The organism is Pseudomonas sp. MF08831 (assembly GCF_059862645.1).
Genome location: NZ_JCBCUX010000001.1, coordinates 404,898 through 426,298, shown reverse-complemented (window position 1 = coordinate 426,298; position 21,401 = coordinate 404,898). Strand labels below are relative to the sequence as shown.

Genomic DNA, 21,401 nt, shown 5'->3' with positions numbered 1-21,401 from the left:
TGGTTGTTGTTTTCAGAGATTCAATTCACGCACGGGGCGTACTTCCACACTGCCGACCCTGGCTGCCGGTATGCCACCGGCCACCTGGATCGCTTCGTTCAAGTCCTTGGCCTCGATCAGGTAAAACCCGGCAAGCTGCTCCTTGGTTTCGGCAAACGGCCCGTCGGTGATCGACAACTTGCCATGGCGCATGCGCACGGTGGTGGCGGTGCTCACCGACTCCAGTGGCTCGGCGGCGAGCATGCGCCCGCTGGCCTGGATTGCCTCGGCGTAGGCAAAACACTCAGGGTCCGCAGGGCTGTCCGGCGAGGTGTGCAACACCTGCTCGTCGCTGTAGATCAGGCAGAGGTATTTCATGGGCGTCTCCCTTTTCGGACTACTGACTATAGTTGGTGGCGGTCAGGGTTTCAGGTCGAACAATGCGCTGCCGCTGCCCATGTCGAAGGGCGCCGACCAATGCTCATGCACCACGCGCCATTGACCCTCGATGCGCTGGTAACCGGCGGTCACCCGCATCCAGCACGCCTTCACCACGCCATCGGGCCCGGCGCCGCCGCAATGGGCCAGCCAATGGGCAAACGCACTCTCTGGGGCCTCGACGATATGCAGCTCATGAAACTCGAAAATACCCGGGCCGGGGCAATGCTTCATGCAGTCTTCCCAATGCGTGCGGTAGGCCGCCCTGCCCTTGAATTGCAACGCGGTAACGGCGTCGAACGCGACGATATCGTCGGTGTAAAAGCTGACAATTTTGTCGATATCACGGGCCAGCACGGCCTGCTGCCATTCATCGATCAGACGGGTGATTGCAGTGCTCATGGCGATACTCCTGAGGGTGGAAAATCACGAGGGACACCCTTAGTCGAACGCGCCTTGGGTAAATCGACAGCACGCTGAAAAATAATTTCGCCACGCGCAAACCCGCTAGAATCCACGCCTCTTTGTAGGATTTGGTATGCGCCCTCGATGGAAACTCGCCTCGTGCCCTATGAGACGCTGAGCCTTGTGCAAAAACAGCAACTCGACACCCTGCAAGTGCATCCCGAGCAACTGGCGTATTCAGGCGATATCTACTGCGCGCTGAACAGCCTGCTGGTCAATCCCAGCCCCAACGCCATCAAAGGCTTCGCCCTGCTCGCCGATGACGTGCCCGTCGCTTTCCTGCTGCTTAAACGCCCGCCCTGCCTGCCTCATTGGGCCGATGAACACAGCGCCACGCTGCATGCGTTGCAGGTTGATCGGCATCAGCAGGGGCGTGGGTTCGGCAAAGCCTGTTTGCAGGCGCTGCCGGCGGCGGCCCTGCAAGCGTGGCCGCAGATCAAAGCGTTGGAGTTGTCGGTGGACGCGCAGAATGTGGCGGCGATGGGCCTGTATCTGGCGGCGGGCTGGGTCGACAGCGGCGAGGCGTACAAGGGCCGGATTGGCCATGAGCGCCGGCTGGCGTTAGTGTTTTGAAACGATAAGGAGGTGGTGAACATGCTGACAACCCTGGAACAACTCGAAACCCTCTACGGCCTCCCCCACGAGCGGGCAGTGCGCAAGGAGATCCCGTTTCTCAACGAGGATTACCAGGCCATGGTGCGGGCGTCGCCGCTGGTGGTGGTCAGTTCATCCGGGCCGGAGGGCATCGATGGCTCGCCGCGCGGCGATGTGCCGGGGTTTGTGCGGATTGTGGATGAGCGCACCCTGGCGATCCCGGATCGGCCGGGCAATAACCGCCTCGATACCCTGCGCAACCTGGTGCAGGACCCCCGCATCGCATTGCTGTTCATCATCCCGGGCATTGGCGAGACCTTGCGCGTGAATGGCCGGGCGCAAATTTGCATCGAGCCCGAGTTGCTGGAGAGTTTTGCGGTGAATGGCAAGCCTGCGCGCTCGGTGATTCTGGTGCAGGTGCAAGCCGCGTATTTCCATTGCTCAAAAGCGTTTGTGCGCTCGGACTGCTGGAACCCCGAGAAGCACCTGGACCGTTCGGCATTGCCGTCGGCCGGGGCGTTTCACAAGCGGCTCAATGATGGGCAGTTTGACGCCGAGGCGTATGACCGGGAGATGCCGGAGCGGGTCAAGGCCACGCTGTATTGAAGGATCTGTGGGGCCGGAGCGCCGGCCCCTGTGATTCATCAGGCTTTCTTTTCGACCGGCATCCAGATCTCGACGGAACCCGTGCCTTTGCGTGCATCAAAATCCGCGCTGTAGCGCTCGAAATCCGCCCCGGCCACTTTGTAGCCCGAGTGTGGCAACCACTCGAACATGATGCGCTCGTAGGTCTGCTCAAGCGCTTGCACCGGGCCGTGGTGCGCAAATACCGCGTAATGGCGGGCAGGCAATTCAACCGACTGGAAATTGCTGGGTACATCGCTTTTGGCCGGCACTTCAACGCCGGCCAGATAGTCGAACTCGCCTTGCTTGGCGTTGTAGCACACGCCGTATGTCTGGCGGTCAACGCGCTTGCTGATGTCTTTGATGTTGTTGTCGAGCACTTCCCACAACTTGGGAATGTCCCCCACGGTGGCTTTGTCGTAATGGCCCTTGAGCCCGGCAATCACCAGGGCTTTGCCCTCTTCCAGGCGTGGCTGCAACGGTAATTTTGTCTGCTGATCCATCTGAACAGTCTCCTTCTTGTGAGGGCACAAACCCGCATCGAGTATAGGGGCTTATTGACACCTCACCCCAATCAGAAATTTTTCCTGCGCCATCTGGACAACTGGCCATCATCGACCGTATTGTCTGCCCCGCAGGCCACCGCAGTGGCCGACGTCGCTCGGACGGTTCCGGGCGCTTACGTACTCTTGAGGCAACAATGGCAGACCAAGGTTCGCCGCGCCGCTTTGCGCGCATAGATCGACTCCCTCCTTACGTTTTCAATATCACTGCCGAGCTGAAGATGGCTGCGCGTCGGCGCGGCGAAGACATCATCGACTTGAGCATGGGTAACCCTGACGGCGCCACGCCTGCACACATCGTGGAAAAAATGGTCACCGTCGCCCAGCGTGAAGACACCCACGGCTACTCCACTTCCAAAGGCATTCCGCGTCTGCGCCGGGCGATCTCGCGCTGGTACAAGGACCGCTATGAAGTGGACATCGACCCGGAAACGGAAGCCATCGTCACCATCGGCTCCAAAGAAGGCCTGGCGCACTTGATGCTCGCCACGCTCGACCAGGGCGACACCGTGCTGGTGCCCAACCCGAGCTACCCGATTCACATCTACGGTGCCGTGATTGCCGGCGCCCAGGTGCGCTCGGTGCCGCTGATTCCGGGGGTGGATTTTTTCGCTGAACTGGAACGCGCCATTCGTGGCTCGATCCCCAAGCCGAAGATGATGATCCTCGGCTTCCCGTCCAACCCCACCGCGCAGTGCGTGGAGCTGGACTTCTTCGAACGGGTGATCGCCCTGGCCAAGCAGTACGACGTACTGGTGGTGCACGACCTGGCCTACGCCGACATCGTCTACGACGGCTGGAAAGCCCCGTCGATCATGCAGGTGCCGGGCGCCAAGGACATTGCGGTGGAGTTTTTCACCCTGTCCAAGAGCTACAACATGGCCGGCTGGCGCATCGGCTTCATGGTCGGCAACCCGGAGCTGGTCAACGCGCTGGCGCGCATCAAGAGCTACCACGACTACGGCACCTTCACCCCGCTGCAGGTGGCGGCGATTGCGGCGCTCGAAGGCAATCAGCAGTGCGTCAAAGACATCGCCGAGCAATACCGCCAGCGCCGCAATGTGCTGGTCAAGGGCCTGCATGAACTGGGCTGGATGGTTGAGAACCCGAAGGCGTCGATGTACGTCTGGGCCAAGATTCCCGACGCGTATGCCGCCATGGGCTCGCTGGAATTTGCCAAGAAACTGCTGCTGGAAGCCAAGGTGTGTGTGTCGCCGGGCATCGGCTTTGGTGAGTATGGGGACGATCATGTGCGCTTTGCGCTGATCGAAAACCAGGACCGCATTCGCCAGGCGGTGCGCGGGATTCGCGGGATGTTCCGCGCGGATGGGTTGGTAGCCAAAACCGGGTCATAACTCGGTCAACACTGTGGGAGGGGGCTTGCCCCCGATAGCGGAGTGTCAGTCACTGCATCGGATGACTGGTCCACTGCCATCGGGGGCAAGCCCCCTCCCACATTTGTTTTGCGGTGAACCTGTTACACCACCATCGACAGCAACATGATAAAGATCAGCGCCACCACCGACAGGATGGTCTCCATCGCTGTCCAGGTCTTGAACGTCTCGACCACGGTCATGTTGAAGTACTGCTTCACCAGCCAGAAACCCGCATCGTTGACGTGAGACAACACCAGCGAGCCTGCGCCCGTCGCCAACACCAGCAGCTCACGGTTAACCCCTGGGATCATGCCCACCACCGGCACCACGATGCCTGCGCCGGTAATGGTCGCCACGGTCGCGGAGCCAGTCGCCACGCGAATCACTGCCGCCACCAGCCAGGCCAGCAAAATCGGGTTGATCTGCGCGTTCACGGCCATGTGGCCGATCACATCACCCACGCCGCTGGTCACCAGCATCTGCTTGAAACCGCCGCCGGCGCCGATGATCAAAATGATCGCAGCGGTCGGCGCCAGGCTGGCGTCGAGCAGCTTGAGGATCTGCTTGGAATGAATGCCCTGGCGATGGCCAAAGGTGTACAGCGACAACAGCAACGCCAGCAGCAACGCGGTGATCGGGTGACCGATCATGTCCATCCAGTTACGAATGGCGTGGCCGTCCGGCAGCGCGACGTCAGCGAAGGTTTTGAGCAGCATCAGGAACACCGGCAGCAGCACGGTGATCAGGGTAATGCTGAAGCTCGGCAGGTCTTTGGACTCCGGCTCGCGGGCCAGTTGATCGACCAGTTCCTGGGACGGATTGCCCGGAATGTACTTGGCGATAAACGTACCGAAAATCGGCCCGGCAATGATGGCGGTCGGCAGTGCGACGATCAGGCCGTACAGGATGGTCTTGCCGATGTCCGCGCCAAACACGCCGATGGCCAACAGCGGGCCCGGGTGCGGTGGTACCAGGCCGTGCACGGCCGACAGGCCGGCGAGCAGCGGGATGCCGATTTTGATCAGCGACACGCCGGTGCGGCGCGCAACGATAAACACCAGCGGGATCAGCAACACAAAACCGATCTCGAAGAACAGCGGGATGCCCACCAGGAACGCGGCGAACATCATCGCCCACTGCACTTTCTCTTTGCCGAAGGCGCGGATCAAGGTCTGCGCGATCTGATCGGCGCCGCCGGACTCGGCCATCATTTTGCCGAGCATCGTGCCCAGCGCGAGGATGATGCCGACAAAGCCGAGCACGCCGCCAAAGCCGTCCTGGAACGCCTTGATGATCTTGTCCACGGGCATGCCCGAGGTCAGGCCGAGAAAGCCGGCCGCGATGATCAGTGCAATGAACGGGTGCACCTTGAACTTGGTGATCAAAAAGATCAGCCCGATGATAGTGACCACTGCATCTAGCAGCAGGTAAGACTCGTGGGACATGCCAAACATGGGGGGTCTCTCCTGTTTGTTGTTGTTATTAAAGCGGGTGTTGAATTTCCTGCCGGGGATAGCGCTATCTTTTCCGGCAAAAAATTAATGGGTTGGTTCAAAGCCGTGTTGCAGCCACCAGGCATTGGTTTGCTCGGCCAGGTCCTCGACGCTGTCTTCGCTGGCGTTGAGCGCCAGGGTCAGCAGCTCGCCCACGGGCGATTCAAGGGTGGCGAACTGGCTGTCGATCAGGCTGGCCGGCATGAAATGGCCGGGGCGATGGGACACGCGGTCGGCGGCCACGGCGCGGGTCAGCTCCAGGAACACAAAGCCCAGGCCCGGCGCGGCTTCGCGCAGGTGGTCGCGGTATTTTTTCTTCAGCGCCGAACAGGTCAGCACCGGATGCTCGCCGGCTTTGAGCGAGCGACGCAGCTCATCGCACAGGATGTCGAGCCAGCCGGCGCGGTCTTCGTCGTTGAGGGGATGGCCGGCGCTCATCTTTTCGATGTTCGCGGCGGGGTGAAAGCTGTCGCCTTCGATGGCGGTGGCGCCGTTCAGACGGCACAGGGCTTCGCTGACGCTGGACTTGCCACAGCCAGAAACACCCATGATGACCAGGGCGGTAACAGGTTGACTCATGAAACACCTCAGGACGCAGATAGCGCTACCTTCGCACGCTGTAAGGCTAGTGCAAAAACAGGCTTTTCCCGCGCCGACTTGTCATTTTTATGGAGTGACGCGTGCATCCTCTCCAACACCGTTGAACCGGATCAGGCAACCCTGCGTTCAAGAATTTGCAGCCTTTTGGAGACAGCGCTACCTTAGTGCCTCGATTTTTGTTTGGCAACCGCCTGATGACCTCCAAGAACGATAAAAATACCCGCACCACCGGTCGCCCGACCCTCAATGAAGTAGCCGGCCTGGCCGGCGTCAGCCCGATCACCGCCTCCCGCGCCCTGCGTGGCATCAGCACCGTGGCCACCGAGCTGGTGGAAAAAGTGCAATTGGCCGCCGCCGAACTCAACTACGTGGTCAACCCCGCCGCCCGCGCCCTGGCCTCGGCGCAAAGCCACTCGGTGGTGGTCATCGTGCCGTCGCTGTCCAACCTGCTGTTTATCGAAACCCTGGAAGCCATCCACCAAGTGCTGCGGCCCAAGGGCTTTGAAGTGCTGATCGGCAACTCTCACTATTCGCGCGACGAAGAAGAAAACCTGTTGCGCAACTACATGGCCTACCAGCCACGCGGGTTGCTGCTGACCGGCTTTGACCGCACCGAAAGCGCGCGCCGGATGGTCGAGGCGAGCAATGTGCCGTGTGTGTACATGATGGACCTGGACCCGAATGCCGGCGTGAACTGTGTGGGCTTCTCGCAATTGGCCGCGGGTGAAACGGCGGCGGCGCATCTGATCTCGCGTGGGCGCAAGCGCCTGGCCTACATCGGCGCGCAATTAGACCAGCGCACGTTGCTGCGCGGCGAAGGTTTCCGCCGCGCGCTGCAACAGGCCGGCATGTATGACCCGGCGCTGGAATTGCTGACGCCGCGCCCCTCCTCCGTGGGTTTGGGTGGCGAGTTGTTTCTGCAGTTGCTGGCGGCGCATCCGGAGGTGGATGCGATTTTCTTCGGCAACGACGACCTGGCCCAGGGCGCACTGCTCGAAGCCCTGCGCCACGGCATCAACGTGCCGGAGCGCGTGGCCGTGTTGGGTTTCAACGACTTGCCCGCCTCTTCTTTCATGGTGCCGCGCTTGAGCAGCATCAGCACACCGCGTGAAGCAATTGGCCGGCGCTCGGCGGAGCACCTGTTGACGATCATGGCCGGCAACAAGATCGCCAAGCCGGTGGTGGACATGGGCTTTGAGTTGCAAGTGCGCGAGAGCACCTGATTTTTGAAGGCCAGACACACTCAACGTGTGGGAGCTGGCTTGCCAGCGATGGCGCAGTGTCAGGTAATGATGTGTTGACTGATTCACCGCCATCGCAGGCAAGCCAGCTCCCACCTTTTTTTACCGTGCTCGCTTGAGATGTAGGACGCCTGTAGGACGCGGCTGACATTGCGGTCAGCGCCTTGCCCGGCTGCCTACGCTTACGTCAGAATCCGCCGGCTTGTGCGCTTGGGTGGTGGTCTTTAAGGTTTACCGGTCGCTGAATTTCTCGGTGATCGGGTTTAGTAGCCCTACTTTTGGACACTCTTAATGCATGAGCCTCATCTGAGTTTGATGGCGGCTGTGCGTAGGGCATCTTCGGGTGCGCCGGCTTTGAGTGTCCACCGGTCTACTAACCTGCGTACAGCTGCCACCCCTCGTTTAGTAGCGATCCGGCGGCGGCCTGTTTCCAGGACGCTCAAATGATCAAAGAAACTGAAAAACCGGTAACTACTCTTTTCACCATCACGCCCGATACACCCATCGAGTCCCTACTGATCAACAGCTACGAAACCGTGTGTTCCGTCAGCGCCTTGTTGCTCGACCTGTCCGACGACCTCACTGGCAAGCACCGCGACATAGCTCTCGCCATTCACCAATTGAGCGAGCTATCAGTGCTCATGGTAGGCAAAGCCATGGACCAGCAAACACCGCGCACCTAACGCCTAGCGCCGTTAAACATGTGGGAGCTGGCTTGCCTGCGATGGCGGCGGGTCAGCTACAAATGGGCTGACTGACCCACCGCCTTCGCAGGCAAGCCCGCTCCCACCTTTACCGTGCCCACTTTAGGGCGGGGTTAATCCGCTGAAGCCAGCATGTTCACCAATGCCGACGCCCCCTTATGCAACGGCTGATTTTTCAACCACACCGCATTCACCACCATGGCCAGCCCGTTCTCGATGTTCTTGAAGTTCAAGCGCCGCAAGCGCCCCGCCGCCAACAACGGCGCCACCACCGACTGCGGGAAGTTGCCCCAACCCAGCCCGGCTTCCACCATTTCCAGCGCCATGCCCAGGGTGTCGGTCCGCCAATAGGATTGCCCCACCAGTGGTCGACAATCGCTGAGAGGCAAGTCCCGGCCGGCCACCAGAATCTGTCGCACCCGCACCAAGTCTTCCAAAAACGGCTCACCGCCCGCCTGAGGGTGGCGCGGGCTGATACAGGCCATCAGTTGCTCGCTGCCGACAAACTGAAACCGCTCCAGCACGTTCACGCTCAAGCCCGCATAGGCCAGGCACAGCTGCACCCGGCCGCTGTGCAGCAGCTGCAAAACGTCATCTTGCGGGGCGGTCAGCACTTCGATATCAAGCAACGGGAATTGCTCACTGAGCTCGCCAATGGCGGCCAGCAGGCGGCGCGTATTGATGTCGGCGCCCACGCCAATCGACAGCTTGCTCTCCAGCCCTTGGGACAGCTGCAACGCATGCACCTGCAATTGTTTGAGTTGCTCGGCCATCAGCCGTGCATGGGGAATCAACGCCAGCGCCAGGTCGGTGGGCACCGGCTCGCGGTGGCTGCGATCGAACAACGGGTAACCCAGCTCGGCTTCAAGGTTGGCAATGCCCATGCTCACGGCTGAAGGCACTTTGCCCAACGCCCGCGCCGCCGCCGAAAACGAGCCACGCTCCACCACCGCCAGGAACAATTGGACACTGTCACTGGTAAAACTCATCGCGCCACCTATCAATAAAATTGAAATCTTCTGACTTTTAGTATCAGTCAAACTGACGCTATCGTCTGCACCCTCTGACGTTCCTGTCACGTAAAAAAGAGGAAGTGCTATGCAAGGCGTGAAACGCAAACTGGTGTATGTGTCGCTCTATGAGCTGATCGGCATGACCTTCTCGGCGCTCGGGCTGGCGCTGCTATCGGGCACTCACCTGTCCAGCACAGGGCCGTTGGCTGTGGTCATCACGACCATCGCGGTCACCTGGAATTTCATCTACACCTCACTGTTCGAGCGCTGGGAAAGCCGTCAAGCCGACCGCACGCGCACCGTCAAGCGGCGGATTGCCCACGCGGTCGGGTTTCAACTGACGCTGATCGTCTTCCTGATTCCGCTGATCGCCTGGTGGATGAAGGTCAGCCTGGTACAGGCGTTTGTGCTGGACCTGGCGTTGATCCTGTTCATTCCCTGCTACACGTTTGCCTTCAACTGGCTGTTCGACCGCACCTTCGGTTTGCCCGCGTCGGCGTTGCCGGCCACAACCGCGTAGCGTCGAAGGTTTACCCCTGATAGATTCCCATGGGTCATCTCCATCGTCAGGGAAGTACCATGGGACACTCACTGAAAATCCTCGGCCGCACGTCCTCCATCAACGTGCGCAAAGTGCTCTGGACCTGCCAGGAACTGGGCATCGACTACGTGCGCGAAGACTGGGGCATCGGTTTCAAACCCACCCAGTCGGCCGAATTTCTCGCCCTGAACCCCAACGCCCAGGTGCCGGTGCTGATCGACGACCACGGCGTGCTGTGGGAATCCAACACCATCTGCCGCTACCTGATAGGCCTTTACCAACGCCACGACCTGTTACCCGCCGAACCGGCGCCACGCGCTCGGGTCGAGCAGTGGATGGACTGGCAAGCCACCGAACTCAACCGCGCCTGGGGCGATGCGTTCACCGCCCTGGTGCGCAACAACCCGGACGGTCTCGACCCGGCGCAGATAGTCGCCGCCGTGCGGGTATGGAACGACAAGATGGGCCTGCTGGAGCAACAGCTGGCCAAGACCGGCGCCTACGTGGCTGGCGACGAATTCACCCTCGCCGATATCCTCATCGGCCTCTCGGTGCATCGCTGGCAGAACACCCCCATGGAGCGCCCGCCCTACCCCGCAGTGGCGGCCTACTACCAGCGCCTCAGCCAACGCCCGGGCTTTCAGACCTTCGCCCTTGGCGGTCATAACTGAAACAAGGACACCACCGTGAAAGGACTCAACGTATTGCTCACCGGCGCCTGCGGCAGAATCGGCAAGGTGTTTTTCGAAGCCTCGAAAGACCGCTACCGCTTCACCCTTACTGACCGCATCGCACCGGACTTCGACCTGGGCGAGCACCGTTACATAAAAGCCGACCTCAGCGACAAAGCCAGCCTGGCCGGCCTGCTCAGCGGCATCGACGTGATCGTGCACCTGTCAGGTATCCCCGACGCCAGCGCCGCGTTCGAGGACCTGCTGCCCAACAACATCCTCGCCACCACCTACCTGTTCGAAGCCGCCGTGGCCGCGGGCGTAACACGCCTGGTGTACGCCAGCAGCGCGCAAGCCATCGAGGGCTACCCGGTTGACCGGCAGATCACGCCCGGCATGCAGGTCATGCCCGGCAACCTCTACGGCGTGAGCAAATGCTACGGCGAGGCGCTGTGCAGCTACTACGCGGCAAAAACCGCGCTGTCGACCATTGCCCTGCGCATCGGCGCCTTCGAATCGCGCCAAGCCCCCGACCTGAACAACGCCCGCGACCTCAGCGCCTGGCTCAGCCCGCGTGACGCCGTGCAATTGCTGCAACGTTCGGTTGACGTCGAAGGGGTCAAACACCTGATCGCCCATGGCATTTCCAATAACCGCTTCAAGCGCCTGGACTTGAGCGAAACCACACGGGTGCTGGGCTATCAGCCGGTGGATGATGCATTCCAGACCTTCGAGATGCCCATCACCTATTGACCCCCTGCGCCATAAAACCTTCAAACCGGAAGGCTTGGCGCAATAAATCGGCAATTGCGTGCCGTGGCGCACGCAATTTCACAAGCGCCGGTTTACGTTAGCCCGCTAAGATTCCAGGTCACTGCCCCTGGAATCCGCCCATGTCGACACTCACCGCCTCAGCCACGGACGGCATTGACCCGATCCGTGCCGCCCACATCAGCGCGCGCATTGACCGCTTGCCCGCCGTCGCCACGCTCTGGCGCCTGGTGGCGTTGCTGTCGATCGGCGGTTTTTTCGAGCTGTATGACTTGTTCCAGACCGCCTATATCAGCCCCGGCCTGATCAGCGACGGGATTTTCCACACTGGCAGCGAGGGCGTGTTCGGGTTCTCCGACCAGGCCGCTTTCGCCTCGGCAACCTTCCTCGGCCTGTTCCTCGGCGCCAGCCTGCTCAGTCCCATTGCCGACCGCTTCGGGCGTCGGGCGATCTTCACCTTCGCGTTGATCTGGTACACCGTCGCGACGGTGTTGATGGGCATCCAGACCTCCGCCCTGGGCATCATCTGCATGCGCTTTCTGGTGGGCATTGGCCTGGGCATCGAACTGGTGACCATTGACGCCTACCTTTCGGAACTGGTGCCCAAGCGCATGCGCAGTTCGGCCTTTGCCTTTGCGTTTTTCATCCAGTTTTTGTCAGTGCCGGCGGTGGCGTTGATGTCATGGTGGCTGGTGCCCCAGGCGCCGTTCGGGGTGTCGGGCTGGCGCTGGGTGGTACTCAGCAGCGCAGTGTTTGCGCTGTTTATCTGGCAACTGCGCAAGCGTCTGCCGGAGTCACCGCGCTGGCTGGCGCAGAAAGGCCGTTTCGACCAGGCCGGCCAGATCATGGACAGCCTGGAAGCACGCTGCCAGAAAGACCACGGCAAAGCGCTGGATGAACCCGAACCCGAAGCCGTCAGCGTGCAGGGCAACGGCCGTTTTGCCGATATCTGGCAACCGCCTTACCGCCGCCGCGCGTTGATGCTGATTGTGTTTCATGTGTTCCAGGCCATCGGCTTTTTCGGCTTCGGCAATTGGCTGCCGGCGTTGCTCTCGGGCCAGGGCGTGAGCGTGACCCACAGCTTGCTGTACGCCTTTATCATCACCCTCGCCTACCCGCTGGGCCCGTTGCTGTTTGTGAAGGTGGCCAACCGCTTCGAAAACAAATGGCAGATCGTCGGCTCGGCCATGGGCGCGATGATCTTCGGCAGCCTGTTCGCCCTGCAAACCACGGCCGTGGGGCTGGTGATCTGCGGGGTGATGATCACCTTTTGCAACGCCTGGCTGAGCTTCAGTTATCACTCGTACCAAAGCGAACTGTTCCCCACCAATATCCGCGCGCGGGCGGTGGGCTTCTGCTATTCGTTCAGCCGTTTGTCCACGGTGTTCAGCAGCCTGTTGATCGGTTTTATCCTCGAACACCTGGGCACGCCGGGCGTGCTGGCGTTTATCGCCAGCAGCATGTTGATCGTGATGATCACCATCAGCTGGTTCGGGCCGCGCACGCGTAACCTGGCACTGGAAAATATTGCGCACTGACGGCAAGCCTTGGCCGCCGGCGGGCCAAAGGTTGCCGCGACGGCGGTGTCATCCCCAATAAAACCGGGCACATCGCCCTCGGCATGCTATTTGCTCCACCTCAAACACCGAACACATCCTCAGGTGACCGATCATGCTGGTTAACAACAACGCCCAAGCGGTGTCGACCGTCCAACAGCTCAAGCGACCCGACATGGACCCGGCCAATGCCGCCGCCAGCACGCTGTACAGCGGTGCCCTGCAAGCGGCGCAGCAAAGCGTGACCGTACCGGCCGCGCAGAAGGACCTGGACAAGGCCAACGACCGCATCGACGAAGCCTTTGCCAAGACCCGTGTGCAGTTGCAAGCCACCACGGCGGCAACGACCGCCACGACGGCATCCACCACGACGGCAACAAGCACCGATGTGCCTGCCGCCGGCTCGACCACCAGCAGCGCGCGGGCCGACTTCACCGACTACATGAACAAATCCCCGGCCGAACGCATTCGCGAACAGCTGCTCAAGGAGCAGGGTTTGACCGAAGCGCAGGTGCAGGCCATGCCGCAGGAAAAACAAGACGCGATTGCCAAGCAAGTGGCTGATCGTGTGAAGCAGCAGCAAGAACAGCAAGTAGCGGCGAAAGCCACGGACCCGGCGCAGTCGGTGAAAGAGACCCTGGCTGCGATTTAACCGACACGGCCAATCAAAATGTGGGAGTTGGCGTGCCTGCGATGCAGACACCCCGGTGTATCAAGTACACCCAGGTGACGCTATCGCGGGCAAGCCAGCGCCCACAGGGGCCGTGCCTACTGCAGCTGCAGGGTCGAGTTGAACTGGCTGATCGCATCCACCACATGCCGTGACCCTTCCTGAATCTCCAGGATCACCTGCCCCGCTTCATTCGCCAGCTCCACCCCAAGCCCGGTGCGGCTCAAGCTCGACTGCATGCTCGAAACCGCGCTCAGCGACAGGTCGTGGTTCTTGCGCACCACATCCACAATCTCCACCGTCGCCTGGCTGGTACGCGCCGCAAGGCTGCGCACTTCGTCGGCCACCACCGCAAACCCGCGCCCATGCTCGCCGGCCCGCGCAGCTTCAATGGCCGCGTTGAGCGCGAGCATATTGGTCTGCTCGGCGATGCTGCGAATGGTCTGCACGATGGAACCGATGATGTCCGACTGCTTGCTCACCGCATCGATGCTCTGGGCCGCCTGGTTCAGGTCGTGGGAAATCTCCTCGATGATCTGCACGGTTTGCTGCACCACCTCCGAGCCCTTGCGTGCGCACGCGTCGTTTTGTACTGAGGTGGCGTGGGCCGAATCGGCGGCGGTACGCAGGGTGGTGACCTGATCGGTGATGTCACTGGCGAACTTCACCACTTTGTACAGGCGCCCATTGGCATCGAAGATCGGGTTGTAGGACGCCTCCAGAAACAGGGTTTTGCCGTATTTGTTTTTGCGTTCAAAGCGGTGGGAATGGTATTCGCCGCGGTTGAGCGAGGCCCAAAAGGCCTTGTACGCCGGGGATTCCACTTCGCCGCGATGGCAAAACATGCTGTGGTGCTGGCCAATGATTTCTTCGCGGGAATACTGCACGGTGCGCAAAAAGTTGTCGTTGGCATTGATGATCTGGCCTTGTGGCGTGAACTCGATCACGGCCATGGACCGGCTGATCGCATCGATCAGGCTTTGGTTCTCGTGTTCATGGTGGACCCGCGCAGAAATGTCCGACGCCACTTTGATCACGCTCTGCACCTGATTGCTGCTGTCCAGCACCGGCATGTAGCTGGCTTGGAGCCACACTTCCTCACCGCGCTTGTTCAGGCGCATGAACGTGCCACTGAGCGCTTCACCCCGCGCCAGGTCGCGCCACAGCTTGGCGTAGGTCTCGGTGTGGGTGTATGCCTCTTCGCAAAAGATGCGGTGATGCTTGCCGCGAATCTCCTCCACGCTGTAGCCCATGGTTTTACAGAAGTTGGGATTGGCGTCGAGGATCACGCCGTTGCGGTCGAACTCGATCATCGCCATGGAGCGGCTGATGGCAGCAAGCTTGGCGTTGGCTTCGGTGAGAGCACAGGAAAAACGTTCGATTTCTTGCAGGTCGGATTTGTGATGGCGGTTGAACATGGTCAGATCACCCTAGATTCCCGGCGCCTGAAACGGCGCATTCCATTCTTCAGTTGGCTATTGCTGGCACACCTTCATGGGAAAAAACCATCCGAATCGCTTTACATGCCAAGCGTCATCAACGGTTCTGGGTGAGCATAGACAGGGCATGGCGCTATGCAAGGCCACTAGTCAGCCAGCATTTTTAACAATGCACCGGCCGCCGCCGAGGGTGGAAGGGTCTGCGAACCGACCAAGGCAAACTCACGGTACAACGGCACCGTCAGCGGCATCACGCGCAGGCCATTGCGCTGGGCCGGCAAGGCCATTTCCGGCACCAGCGTGACACCGACGCCCTCGCGCACCAGGCTGTAGGCGCTGCTCCATTCACGCACTTCCACGCGGATATCGTGCAGGCGCAGGCCCGCGTCGGCCGCCAGGCTGCGGGCATTCGCGGTACAGCCGCCGGTGGCCAGTACGAAGGGTTGTTCGAGTAAGGCTTCGAGCGCCACGCTGGCATCCTGCGGGCACTGCGCCAGTGGATGGTGGGCCGGCAGCACTGCCATCCACAGGTCGCGACCCAATACCGTGGCGTTGCGCTCGGGTTTGGGGTTGAGCACCACGCCCAAATCGATCAGGCCCGCGTCGAGCAAGGTGTGCACTTCGCTGTCAGTCACTTCCAGGGTGGTGACCTCGATACCCGGGTTCAACTGACGGAAACGCTGCAGCAACGGCGTGAGAAAAGTCGCCAGCACCTTCGGAAAACTGGCGATGCGAATGTTCCCACGCAGCAGCGGGCGCGCTTCATCCACCGTGGTGCGAATGGCCTGCAGCGCGCCCATCATCACCCGCGCCTGTGCGATCACGTCGAGCCCAAGCGCTGTGGGCAACGTCTTGCGCGGTTCACGGGTAAACAGTTGCGCGCCCAGCGTCGCCTCCATGGACGCCATGGCCTGGCTGGCGGCGGACTGCGTCATGCCCACCTGTTCGGCAGCCGCCGTGATGCTGCCGTGGTCGGCGACGGCCACCAGCAGGCGCCAGTGCATCAGGTTCATCATGGCAGTAGCTGTCCTTATGGATGGGGTCTGCAGGTTTAATTTTACGCACGGTGCCACGCCCGCGAGACTGGCGCAAACCCAACGGAGTCGCCTTTGATGAAACTGTATTTTTTCCCCAACGCCTGTTCGCTCGCCCCGCATATCGTGCTGCGTGAATTGGCGCTGCCGTTCGAGCTGGTGCAGGTGAACAACCAGGCTAAAACCTTCGGCAACGGAGAAGATTTCCTGCAGATCAACCCCAAGGGCTACGTGGCGGCGCTGCATCTGGACAACGGCGCTGTGCTGACCGAAGCCAGCGCCATCCTGCAATACCTGGCCGACCTCAAACCCGCCGCCCTGCTCGCCCCGGCCAATGGCAGTTGGCAACGCGTGCGGTTGCAGGAATGGCTGAACTTTATCGCCAGCGAGATTTATGGCGGCTTGGCGATTTTCTTCAACCCGGCCATTCAAGGCGAAGTGCGGACGATGTTTTTGGCCACGCTGTTCAAGCGCTTTGCGATTCTGGTGCAGACACTGGAGCGTCAGGAGTACCTGCTGGGCAAGCAGTATTCGGTGGCGGACGCGTATTTGTTTGTGGTGCTGCGCTGGGCGGGTGTCCACGCTATTGATTTGCAACAGTGGCCGGCATTGGCGGCGTTTCAACTACGCGTGGGATCACGGCCCGCTGCTATCGCCGCATTGGCCGCCGAGGCCGCATGACCTGAAATGCAAATAAAAATGTGGGAGCGCGCTTGCTCGCCAATGCGGTGGGTCAGTCAGCACATGCATCAACTGATACACCGCAGTCGCGAGCAAGCCCGCTGCCACCGTTGATCTGCTTCGTTTCAAAGAAAGGGTTTCAAGCTGCCATCGGTGATGAACGCACTCAGCGCCAGTACATCCACCGAACCCGACCGGTCCTGATCCAGATGCGCCACTTGGCTGCGCACCGCATCATGGACCCGCCGCGTGCCCTGCCCCAATCGCGCTACACCCCGCAGGTCTACCGCCTGCGCCGCGACGATCAGTTCAATGCTGGCCAACCACACCACCCGCTCGGTCAACCGGCGGGTCTTGTCGACCACCGCCAGCGCCTGCCCGGCGTAGTCTTCCACCCGATCGGCCACCGGCACGCTGACGGCGGGCAGCGGGTTGGCCAGGTGCCCGATCTCTGCGACCAGCGCCGCGCTGGTGCGCTGCAAGGCCGCCATGCCGACATGCCCCGGCTGCGTGATCAGAAAGCGCGGCAAGTCACTGGACGCGGGCGACAGCAACTTGGCAATGCGCTCGGCGCTGCACGCGGCGACTCGACTCAGCGCCAGGCCCAAACCTTCAGCGGCGAGGGCCAGGTGCGTGCTGTCGAAATTGGCCGTGGCCAACACCAAAGATTCCTCGCTGATCAGCGCCGGATTATCCGCGCCGCTGCGCAGTTCCAACTCGATCAGTTCATGCAGTTGCTGTAACGCCTGTTGCGCAGCGCCTTGCACAACCGTGGCACAACGAAAGCTCAACGGATCTTGCAAGCGGCGCGGGCTGTACGCCAAATCGCCGCCTTCAAGCAGGTGCAACAACGCCGCCGACTGCTCGGTTTGCCCAGGCGCCGGGCGCAAGCGTGAGGCCCACGGCTGGAACGGGCTGAGGTTGGCCCGGTAGCCTTCACACGACAACGCCAGCGCCGCCAACACGGCCTGTAACACCTGCTGCGCCTCGGCCACCAGTAACGCCCCCAGCCCGACACTTGCCGCATTCGCCGACACCAGCGCCAGGCCATCCTTGCCGGTCAACGGCACCGTAAGCGCCAAGCTCAAGTGAGCCAACGGCGCCAGGTCACTCTCGCCCAGCGAGCCGAGCAACGGCACCTCGGGCTCGGCACCGGAATTAAGCAACGCCAACAGTGCCTCGGCCGCCGCCGGTGAAATGCCCGAACGGCCCTGGGCCAACCCGGCCAAACGGGCGGCGGTGATTGCGCGTAATTCCTGGCGGTTGGCCAGACGCCCGACGCCCACCGCTCGGCCCAGAGGAATAGTGGCCTGCAACGGTGCCACCGGCGTGTCCACCGCGGCACCGAGCCCGGTGGTCACGCCATAAATCGGCGTGCCCTCGGCCGCCCGTTTCAGCAGCAGGCGGTGGCCTTCGTCGATCCGCTGGCGCGCTTGCGCGCTGAACTGCGCCGGTGTGTCGTGCCGGGCAATGGCGAGCAGATCTGCCAACGCCAAGCCTTGGGGATCGAAGCTGATCATGCCCAGCGCAGCCGCTGGCCGATGCCCAATCGCTGGGCTTTTTCCAGCAGTGCATGGCCCAGGGCGATGTCGCTGAGGCTCAGGCCACGGTGCCAGAACAGGATGGTTTCTTCCGGGTTTTCGCGGCCGGTTTTCAAGCCGGCGACAATCTGCCCAAGCTCGGCGTGCAGGGTGTCGGCACTGAGCTTGCCGGCATCGACATGCGCGCGCAGTGCGCCAAACATCCCGCCTTTGCACTGGCCCCAATCGTCCACCACCAATTTGCTCATGATGTCGGTCAGCGACAATTGCACCGCGCTCATGGTGCCGTAGGGCACGACGAAGGCGCCGGGTTTGATCCAGTCGGTGTGCAACAACGGCTCGGGCTGATCCAGGCGCGAGGCCTCGACCACGATGTCGGCGCCACGCACGGCCGACTCCCAGTCGTCGGTGACAATCACCGGCTTGCCCAAGTCCTGGCGCAGGCGTTGGGCGAAGGCTTCGCGGCTTTCGCTGCGGCGCGAATGCACACGGATCTCCTCGAAGTCGAACAGATGGTCCAGCAGGCGCACATTCCAATACGCGGTGCCGCGCGCGCCGATATGCGCCAGCACTTTGCTGTCGGGCCGGGCGAGGTATTTGGCGCCGATGGCGGTGACGGCGCCGGTGCGCATGTCGGTGATTGCCGAGGCGTCGAGGATGGCCCTGGGAATGCCGGTGGCCGGGTCCAGCAGGTTGAGGATCGCCAACTCCGACGGCAGGCCCTTGCGGTAGTTATCGACAAAGTCGCCCACTACCTTGACCCCGGCATAACCGATGTCGCCGCCGAGCACGCCGCGCAACACGTTGAAGTGGCCGTTGATGCCGCCGCCAGGAATCAGGTGAGTGCGCGGCTCGATCACCGCCTCGCCACGGCCCTGAATCGCCAGGCTGGCTTGGATGGCGGTGAGGATTTCCTCGTTGGAAAGGTTGAGCGCGTCGATGTCCAGGCCGTTGAGAAAGTCGATGTAGATCGGTTGCATGGTCTGCTCACTGAGGGGAGGTTTTAGAACTTGTTGTGGCGTACGGGCTTGGTGTGGCGAGTGGGATTCCTGTGGCAAGTGGGCTTGTTGTAGCAAGTGGGCTTCCTGTGGCGAGCGGGCTTGTTGTAGCAAGTGGGCTTCCTGTGGCGAGCGGGCTTCTCGTGGCGAGCGGGCTTGCCCCGCGTTGGGCTGCGAAGCGGCCCCATTTCAAACCTGCGCGCGTCCCCTGACACACTGCGGTGAATGGTTTTGGGGCTGCTGCGCAGCCCAACGCGGGGCAAGCCCGCTCGCCACAACAAGCCTGCTCGCCATACCAAGCCCGCCCCCATACCAAGCCCGCTCACCACAGGAGCCTTGCTGGCCGCTGGATTCAAGGCGCCTTGAACACGATCTGCTGCACATCGACCTTCTTCGGGATCAGGCCGTTGGCAAAGAACAGGTCGGCAGTGCGTTGCTGGTTGGCGATGTCGATGGCTTCCAGCGGACGAATCGGCGCGGGCGAGCGGTGTTCGAAGTAGCTTTTAACCACCGCCGGTGGCAGGCCCAGGGTCTTGGCCATCAGCGCAATGCTTTGCTCGGGTTGATCCAGGGACAGGCGCTGGGCCTTGGCCAGGGTGTTGATAATCGTGCCGACCGCTTGCGGGTGCTGTTTGGCAAACGGGCTGCTGACCACAAAGAAACTGCCCGCCGGGTTGAGGCCTTGGCCATCGCCGAGCACGCGGGCGGAGCCGTCGACCACGGCCGCGGAGTAGTACGGGTCCCACACTACCCAGGCGTCGACCTTGCCTTGTTCAAACGCGGCACGGCCGTCGGACGGCGACAGGTACACCACGTCTACATCCTTCCACTGCAAACCGGCGCGCAGCAGACTCTTGAGGAACAGGTTGTGTGCGCTGGAACCCTTGAGCAGCGCCACGCGCTTGCCCTTGAGTTCGGCCACGTGCTGGATCGGGCTGGCTTTGGGCACCAACACTGCTTCGGTCTTGCCCTCATTCGGCTCGACGGCGAAGTACTGCAGATCAATGCCGGCGGCCTGGGCGAAGATCGGCGGGATGTCGCCGATGTTGCCGATGTCCAGGCTGCCGCCGTTCAGCGCCTCGATCAGCGGCGGGCCGCCAAGGAATTCGATCCATTGCACCTGGGTGCCGGGCAGCGCGTCTTCAAACAACTTGTGCTCGCGGGCCAGCACCATGCTCACCGAGCTTTTCTGGTAGCCGATGCGCAATGTGGAAGGTTCGGCGGCGAGCACATGGCTGGCCACCAGCGAAAGCACAACAACAGCGAGGGCTTTGAGCATCAGAGGGCTCCCTTGACCTTGGCCGCGACATCCGCCGGCACCCATTGCTGCCAGACGTTCGGCTGCGCTTTGAGGAACGCCAGCGCGACCTGGCGTGGCTGTTCACGTTTCTCGCTCATCTGCGCAAGGATGCCGTTGAGCAGGTCGATCGGCAGGTCGACTTTTTCAAAGAACGTGACCAGTTGCGGGTACTGCGCCTTGAACGGCGCCGACACGCCAATCGCCAGATGCGCCGGCATTGAACGGGTGCCGATGGGGTGCGGGTTGTTGGCGTCGGCCAGGGTTTTCCAGGCCTCGGCGTTGAACGGCGGTTCTTCCAGTTTGATCAGCTTGAAGCGGCCCAGCAGCGGGGTTGGCGACCAGTAGTAGAACAACACCGGTTTGCCGCGGCGGATCGACGACGCCACTTCGGCATCCAGCGCCGCGCCGGAGCCGGTACGGAAGTTGACGAAGGTGTCGGTCAGGCCATACGCCTTGAGCTTCTGGCTGTTGACGATTTCCGAGGTCCAGCCGGTGGGACTGTTGAGAAAGCGGCCTTTGCTGGGGTCTTCGGGGTCGCGGAACACGTCCTTGTAGCGCGACAGGTCGGCCACCGACTTGAGGTCCGGGGCCAGGGGTTTGATGCCGCGCTCGGCGTCACCCTTGATCACGTATTCCGGCACCCACCAGCCTTCGGTGGCGCCTTTGACGGTGTCGCCCAGGCCGAACACTTTGCCTTCGCCTTCAGCCTTGACCCACGCCGGACTGCGCCCGGCCCACTCTTCGCCGATCACTTGGATGTCGTCCTTGGCCAGCGCGGCCTCCAGGCTCACGGTGCTGCCGGGCAAGGTGTCGGTGGGCAGGCCGTAGCCTTTCTCGACGATCAGGCGCAGCACTTCGGTGATCAGGCTGCCGCTTTCCCAGGTGATGTCACCGAAGTGAATCGGTTTGACGGCCTCGGCAGCGTGGGCCGGCTGGGCCAGGACAGTCAGTGCCAATAGCGAGCCACCGAGCAGGTTTTTTAGTGTTCTCATGAGTAGCCTCTTGGAGATTCGATTCACAACGTATTCACAGTGGGCATGGTCAATGTGGGAGCTGGCTTGCCTGCGAAGGCGGTGGTGGCTTCAACATCGCTATCGCGGGCAAGCCAG

At 61.7% G+C, this 21,401-nt stretch carries 22 protein-coding genes and 2 pseudogenes; 11 read left to right on the top strand and 13 right to left on the bottom strand.

All coding sequences use genetic code 11. From position 1 onward, the window contains the following. Positions 1-12: 12 nt before the first annotated feature. Together AC19YS_RS02015 and AC19YS_RS02010 are read right to left on the bottom strand one after the other, a co-directional pair. A complete protein-coding gene (locus AC19YS_RS02015) occupies positions 13-357 on the bottom strand; it encodes a YciI family protein (RefSeq protein ID WP_106578483.1) in 345 nt (114 codons plus the stop codon). Between the two features lie 42 nt (positions 358-399). Further along, positions 400-819, bottom strand: a complete 420-nt coding sequence (locus AC19YS_RS02010) for a YybH family protein (RefSeq protein ID WP_500600753.1) — start codon at positions 817-819, stop codon at positions 400-402. 147 nt (positions 820-966) lie between these two features. Here AC19YS_RS02010 and AC19YS_RS02005 point away from each other — a divergent pair, with 147 nt between their 5' ends. Both AC19YS_RS02005 and AC19YS_RS02000 read left to right on the top strand, forming a co-directional pair. Next, the gene (locus AC19YS_RS02005; RefSeq protein WP_106578481.1) at positions 967-1,455 is read left to right on the top strand and encodes a GNAT family N-acetyltransferase; all 489 of its coding nucleotides are present in this window, start codon (positions 967-969) and stop codon (positions 1,453-1,455) included. A 21-nt stretch (positions 1,456-1,476) separates the two neighbouring features. Next, the gene (locus tag AC19YS_RS02000; protein ID WP_119741528.1) at positions 1,477-2,082 is read left to right on the top strand and encodes a pyridoxamine 5'-phosphate oxidase family protein; all 606 of its coding nucleotides are present in this window, start codon (positions 1,477-1,479) and stop codon (positions 2,080-2,082) included. Positions 2,083-2,120: 38 nt separating this feature from the next. Here the strand turns inward: AC19YS_RS02000 and AC19YS_RS01995 are convergent, their stop codons facing one another. Continuing rightward, positions 2,121-2,603 carry a GyrI-like domain-containing protein gene (locus AC19YS_RS01995; RefSeq protein ID WP_106578479.1) on the bottom strand — a complete coding sequence of 161 codons (483 nt, stop codon included), beginning with the start codon at positions 2,601-2,603 and terminating at the stop codon, positions 2,121-2,123. 197 nt (positions 2,604-2,800) lie between these two features. Between AC19YS_RS01995 and alaC the strand changes: the two genes are divergently transcribed. Further along, positions 2,801-4,018, top strand: coding sequence for an alanine transaminase (gene alaC, locus AC19YS_RS01990; protein WP_200622926.1), 1,218 nt, complete (start codon positions 2,801-2,803; stop codon positions 4,016-4,018). Positions 4,019-4,140: 122 nt separating this feature from the next. Here the strand turns inward: alaC and AC19YS_RS01985 are convergent, their stop codons facing one another. Together AC19YS_RS01985 and AC19YS_RS01980 are read right to left on the bottom strand one after the other, a co-directional pair. Continuing rightward, positions 4,141-5,493: a GntP family permease gene (locus AC19YS_RS01985; protein ID WP_106578477.1), complete on the bottom strand. Its 1,353-nt coding sequence runs from the start codon at positions 5,491-5,493 to the stop codon at positions 4,141-4,143. A gap of 84 nt (positions 5,494-5,577) precedes the next feature. Beyond that, positions 5,578-6,111 (bottom strand): gluconokinase, encoded by a 534-nt coding sequence (locus AC19YS_RS01980; protein ID WP_200622927.1) that lies wholly within the window; start codon positions 6,109-6,111, stop codon positions 5,578-5,580. 212 nt (positions 6,112-6,323) lie between these two features. Here AC19YS_RS01980 and gntR point away from each other — a divergent pair, with 212 nt between their 5' ends. Both gntR and AC19YS_RS01970 read left to right on the top strand, forming a co-directional pair. Beyond that, a complete protein-coding gene (gene gntR / locus AC19YS_RS01975) occupies positions 6,324-7,355 on the top strand; it encodes an HTH-type transcriptional regulator GntR (protein ID WP_200622993.1) in 1,032 nt (343 codons plus the stop codon). 461 nt (positions 7,356-7,816) lie between these two features. After that, positions 7,817-8,056: a DUF6124 family protein gene (locus tag AC19YS_RS01970; protein ID WP_106578476.1), complete on the top strand. Its 240-nt coding sequence runs from the start codon at positions 7,817-7,819 to the stop codon at positions 8,054-8,056. A 134-nt stretch (positions 8,057-8,190) separates the two neighbouring features. Here the strand turns inward: AC19YS_RS01970 and AC19YS_RS01965 are convergent, their stop codons facing one another. Beyond that, entirely contained in the window at positions 8,191-9,066 is an 876-nt protein-coding gene (locus tag AC19YS_RS01965) for a LysR family transcriptional regulator (protein WP_179609653.1), read from the bottom strand. A 109-nt stretch (positions 9,067-9,175) separates the two neighbouring features. Here AC19YS_RS01965 and AC19YS_RS01960 point away from each other — a divergent pair, with 109 nt between their 5' ends. The 5 genes from AC19YS_RS01960 to AC19YS_RS01940 all read left to right on the top strand — a co-directional run bounded on the left by AC19YS_RS01960 (position 9,176) and on the right by AC19YS_RS01940 (position 13,281). Next, entirely contained in the window at positions 9,176-9,610 is a 435-nt protein-coding gene (locus AC19YS_RS01960; RefSeq protein WP_200622936.1) for a PACE efflux transporter, read from the top strand. 59 nt (positions 9,611-9,669) lie between these two features. Beyond that, positions 9,670-10,302, top strand: coding sequence for a glutathione S-transferase family protein (locus tag AC19YS_RS01955; protein ID WP_106578473.1), 633 nt, complete (start codon positions 9,670-9,672; stop codon positions 10,300-10,302). 15 nt (positions 10,303-10,317) lie between these two features. Next, positions 10,318-11,055, top strand: a complete 738-nt coding sequence (locus AC19YS_RS01950; protein ID WP_119741518.1) for an NAD-dependent epimerase/dehydratase family protein — start codon at positions 10,318-10,320, stop codon at positions 11,053-11,055. A 140-nt stretch (positions 11,056-11,195) separates the two neighbouring features. Next, entirely contained in the window at positions 11,196-12,611 is a 1,416-nt protein-coding gene (locus AC19YS_RS01945; RefSeq protein ID WP_119741516.1) for an MFS transporter, read from the top strand. Positions 12,612-12,744: 133 nt separating this feature from the next. Then, entirely contained in the window at positions 12,745-13,281 is a 537-nt protein-coding gene (locus AC19YS_RS01940) for a hypothetical protein (protein ID WP_119741514.1), read from the top strand. Between the two features lie 116 nt (positions 13,282-13,397). On the opposite strand, the pseudogene AC19YS_RS01935 reads toward AC19YS_RS01940, so the two are convergent. The 3 genes and pseudogenes from AC19YS_RS01935 to AC19YS_RS01925 all read right to left on the bottom strand — a co-directional run. After that, positions 13,398-13,811, bottom strand: a pseudogene (locus tag AC19YS_RS01935) (methyl-accepting chemotaxis protein); the annotation flags it as partial. 177 nt (positions 13,812-13,988) lie between these two features. Continuing rightward, positions 13,989-14,612 (bottom strand): annotated as a pseudogene (locus AC19YS_RS01930) (PAS domain-containing protein); the annotation flags it as partial. Between the two features lie 272 nt (positions 14,613-14,884). Further along, entirely contained in the window at positions 14,885-15,754 is an 870-nt protein-coding gene (locus AC19YS_RS01925; RefSeq protein WP_106578468.1) for a LysR family transcriptional regulator, read from the bottom strand. 96 nt (positions 15,755-15,850) lie between these two features. Here AC19YS_RS01925 and gstA point away from each other — a divergent pair, with 96 nt between their 5' ends. After that, entirely contained in the window at positions 15,851-16,453 is a 603-nt protein-coding gene (gene gstA / locus AC19YS_RS01920; protein ID WP_500600748.1) for a glutathione transferase GstA, read from the top strand. A 125-nt stretch (positions 16,454-16,578) separates the two neighbouring features. On the opposite strand, the gene AC19YS_RS01915 is transcribed toward gstA, so the two are convergent. The 4 genes from AC19YS_RS01915 to AC19YS_RS01900 form a co-directional block, all read right to left on the bottom strand. Beyond that, complete coding sequence (locus AC19YS_RS01915) at positions 16,579-17,973, bottom strand: aromatic amino acid lyase (protein WP_200622942.1); 1,395 nt, start codon at positions 17,971-17,973, stop codon at positions 16,579-16,581. Next, positions 17,970-18,974 (bottom strand): ornithine cyclodeaminase family protein, encoded by a 1,005-nt coding sequence (locus AC19YS_RS01910; protein ID WP_119741505.1) that lies wholly within the window; start codon positions 18,972-18,974, stop codon positions 17,970-17,972. The genes AC19YS_RS01915 and AC19YS_RS01910 overlap by 4 nt, the downstream gene beginning before the upstream one ends. Before the next feature lie 370 nt (positions 18,975-19,344). Further along, complete coding sequence (locus AC19YS_RS01905) at positions 19,345-20,271, bottom strand: aliphatic sulfonate ABC transporter substrate-binding protein (protein WP_200622944.1); 927 nt, start codon at positions 20,269-20,271, stop codon at positions 19,345-19,347. Then, a complete protein-coding gene (locus tag AC19YS_RS01900; protein WP_124418327.1) occupies positions 20,271-21,284 on the bottom strand; it encodes an ABC transporter substrate-binding protein in 1,014 nt (337 codons plus the stop codon). Before AC19YS_RS01900 ends, AC19YS_RS01905 begins: the two co-directional genes overlap by 1 nt. Positions 21,285-21,401: the final 117 nt, after the last annotated feature.

What these genes read in the sequence shown, in the direction of transcription:
- AC19YS_RS01910 (WP_119741505.1), bottom strand. Translation starts at nt 18,974, where the DNA reads ATGCAACCGATCTACATCGACTTTCTCAACGGCCTGGACATCGACGCG.
- AC19YS_RS01940 (WP_119741514.1), top strand. Translation starts at nt 12,745, where the DNA reads ATGCTGGTTAACAACAACGCCCAAGCGGTGTCGACCGTCCAACAGCTC.
- AC19YS_RS01905 (WP_200622944.1), bottom strand. Translation starts at nt 20,271, where the DNA reads ATGCTCAAAGCCCTCGCTGTTGTTGTGCTTTCGCTGGTGGCCAGCCAT.
- AC19YS_RS01925 (WP_106578468.1), bottom strand. Translation starts at nt 15,754, where the DNA reads ATGATGAACCTGATGCACTGGCGCCTGCTGGTGGCCGTCGCCGACCAC.
- AC19YS_RS01960 (WP_200622936.1), top strand. Translation starts at nt 9,176, where the DNA reads ATGCAAGGCGTGAAACGCAAACTGGTGTATGTGTCGCTCTATGAGCTG.
- AC19YS_RS01985 (WP_106578477.1), bottom strand. Translation starts at nt 5,493, where the DNA reads ATGTTTGGCATGTCCCACGAGTCTTACCTGCTGCTAGATGCAGTGGTC.
- AC19YS_RS01965 (WP_179609653.1), bottom strand. Translation starts at nt 9,066, where the DNA reads ATGAGTTTTACCAGTGACAGTGTCCAATTGTTCCTGGCGGTGGTGGAG.
- AC19YS_RS01995 (WP_106578479.1), bottom strand. Translation starts at nt 2,603, where the DNA reads ATGGATCAGCAGACAAAATTACCGTTGCAGCCACGCCTGGAAGAGGGC.
- AC19YS_RS02015 (WP_106578483.1), bottom strand. Translation starts at nt 357, where the DNA reads ATGAAATACCTCTGCCTGATCTACAGCGACGAGCAGGTGTTGCACACC.
- AC19YS_RS01900 (WP_124418327.1), bottom strand. Translation starts at nt 21,284, where the DNA reads ATGAGAACACTAAAAAACCTGCTCGGTGGCTCGCTATTGGCACTGACT.
- AC19YS_RS01980 (WP_200622927.1), bottom strand. Translation starts at nt 6,111, where the DNA reads ATGAGTCAACCTGTTACCGCCCTGGTCATCATGGGTGTTTCTGGCTGT.
- AC19YS_RS01915 (WP_200622942.1), bottom strand. Translation starts at nt 17,973, where the DNA reads ATGATCAGCTTCGATCCCCAAGGCTTGGCGTTGGCAGATCTGCTCGCC.
- AC19YS_RS01955 (WP_106578473.1), top strand. Translation starts at nt 9,670, where the DNA reads ATGGGACACTCACTGAAAATCCTCGGCCGCACGTCCTCCATCAACGTG.
- AC19YS_RS01970 (WP_106578476.1), top strand. Translation starts at nt 7,817, where the DNA reads ATGATCAAAGAAACTGAAAAACCGGTAACTACTCTTTTCACCATCACG.
- alaC (WP_200622926.1), top strand. Translation starts at nt 2,801, where the DNA reads ATGGCAGACCAAGGTTCGCCGCGCCGCTTTGCGCGCATAGATCGACTC.
- AC19YS_RS01945 (WP_119741516.1), top strand. Translation starts at nt 11,196, where the DNA reads ATGTCGACACTCACCGCCTCAGCCACGGACGGCATTGACCCGATCCGT.
- AC19YS_RS02010 (WP_500600753.1), bottom strand. Translation starts at nt 819, where the DNA reads ATGAGCACTGCAATCACCCGTCTGATCGATGAATGGCAGCAGGCCGTG.
- AC19YS_RS02005 (WP_106578481.1), top strand. Translation starts at nt 967, where the DNA reads ATGGAAACTCGCCTCGTGCCCTATGAGACGCTGAGCCTTGTGCAAAAA.
- gstA (WP_500600748.1), top strand. Translation starts at nt 15,851, where the DNA reads ATGAAACTGTATTTTTTCCCCAACGCCTGTTCGCTCGCCCCGCATATC.
- AC19YS_RS02000 (WP_119741528.1), top strand. Translation starts at nt 1,477, where the DNA reads ATGCTGACAACCCTGGAACAACTCGAAACCCTCTACGGCCTCCCCCAC.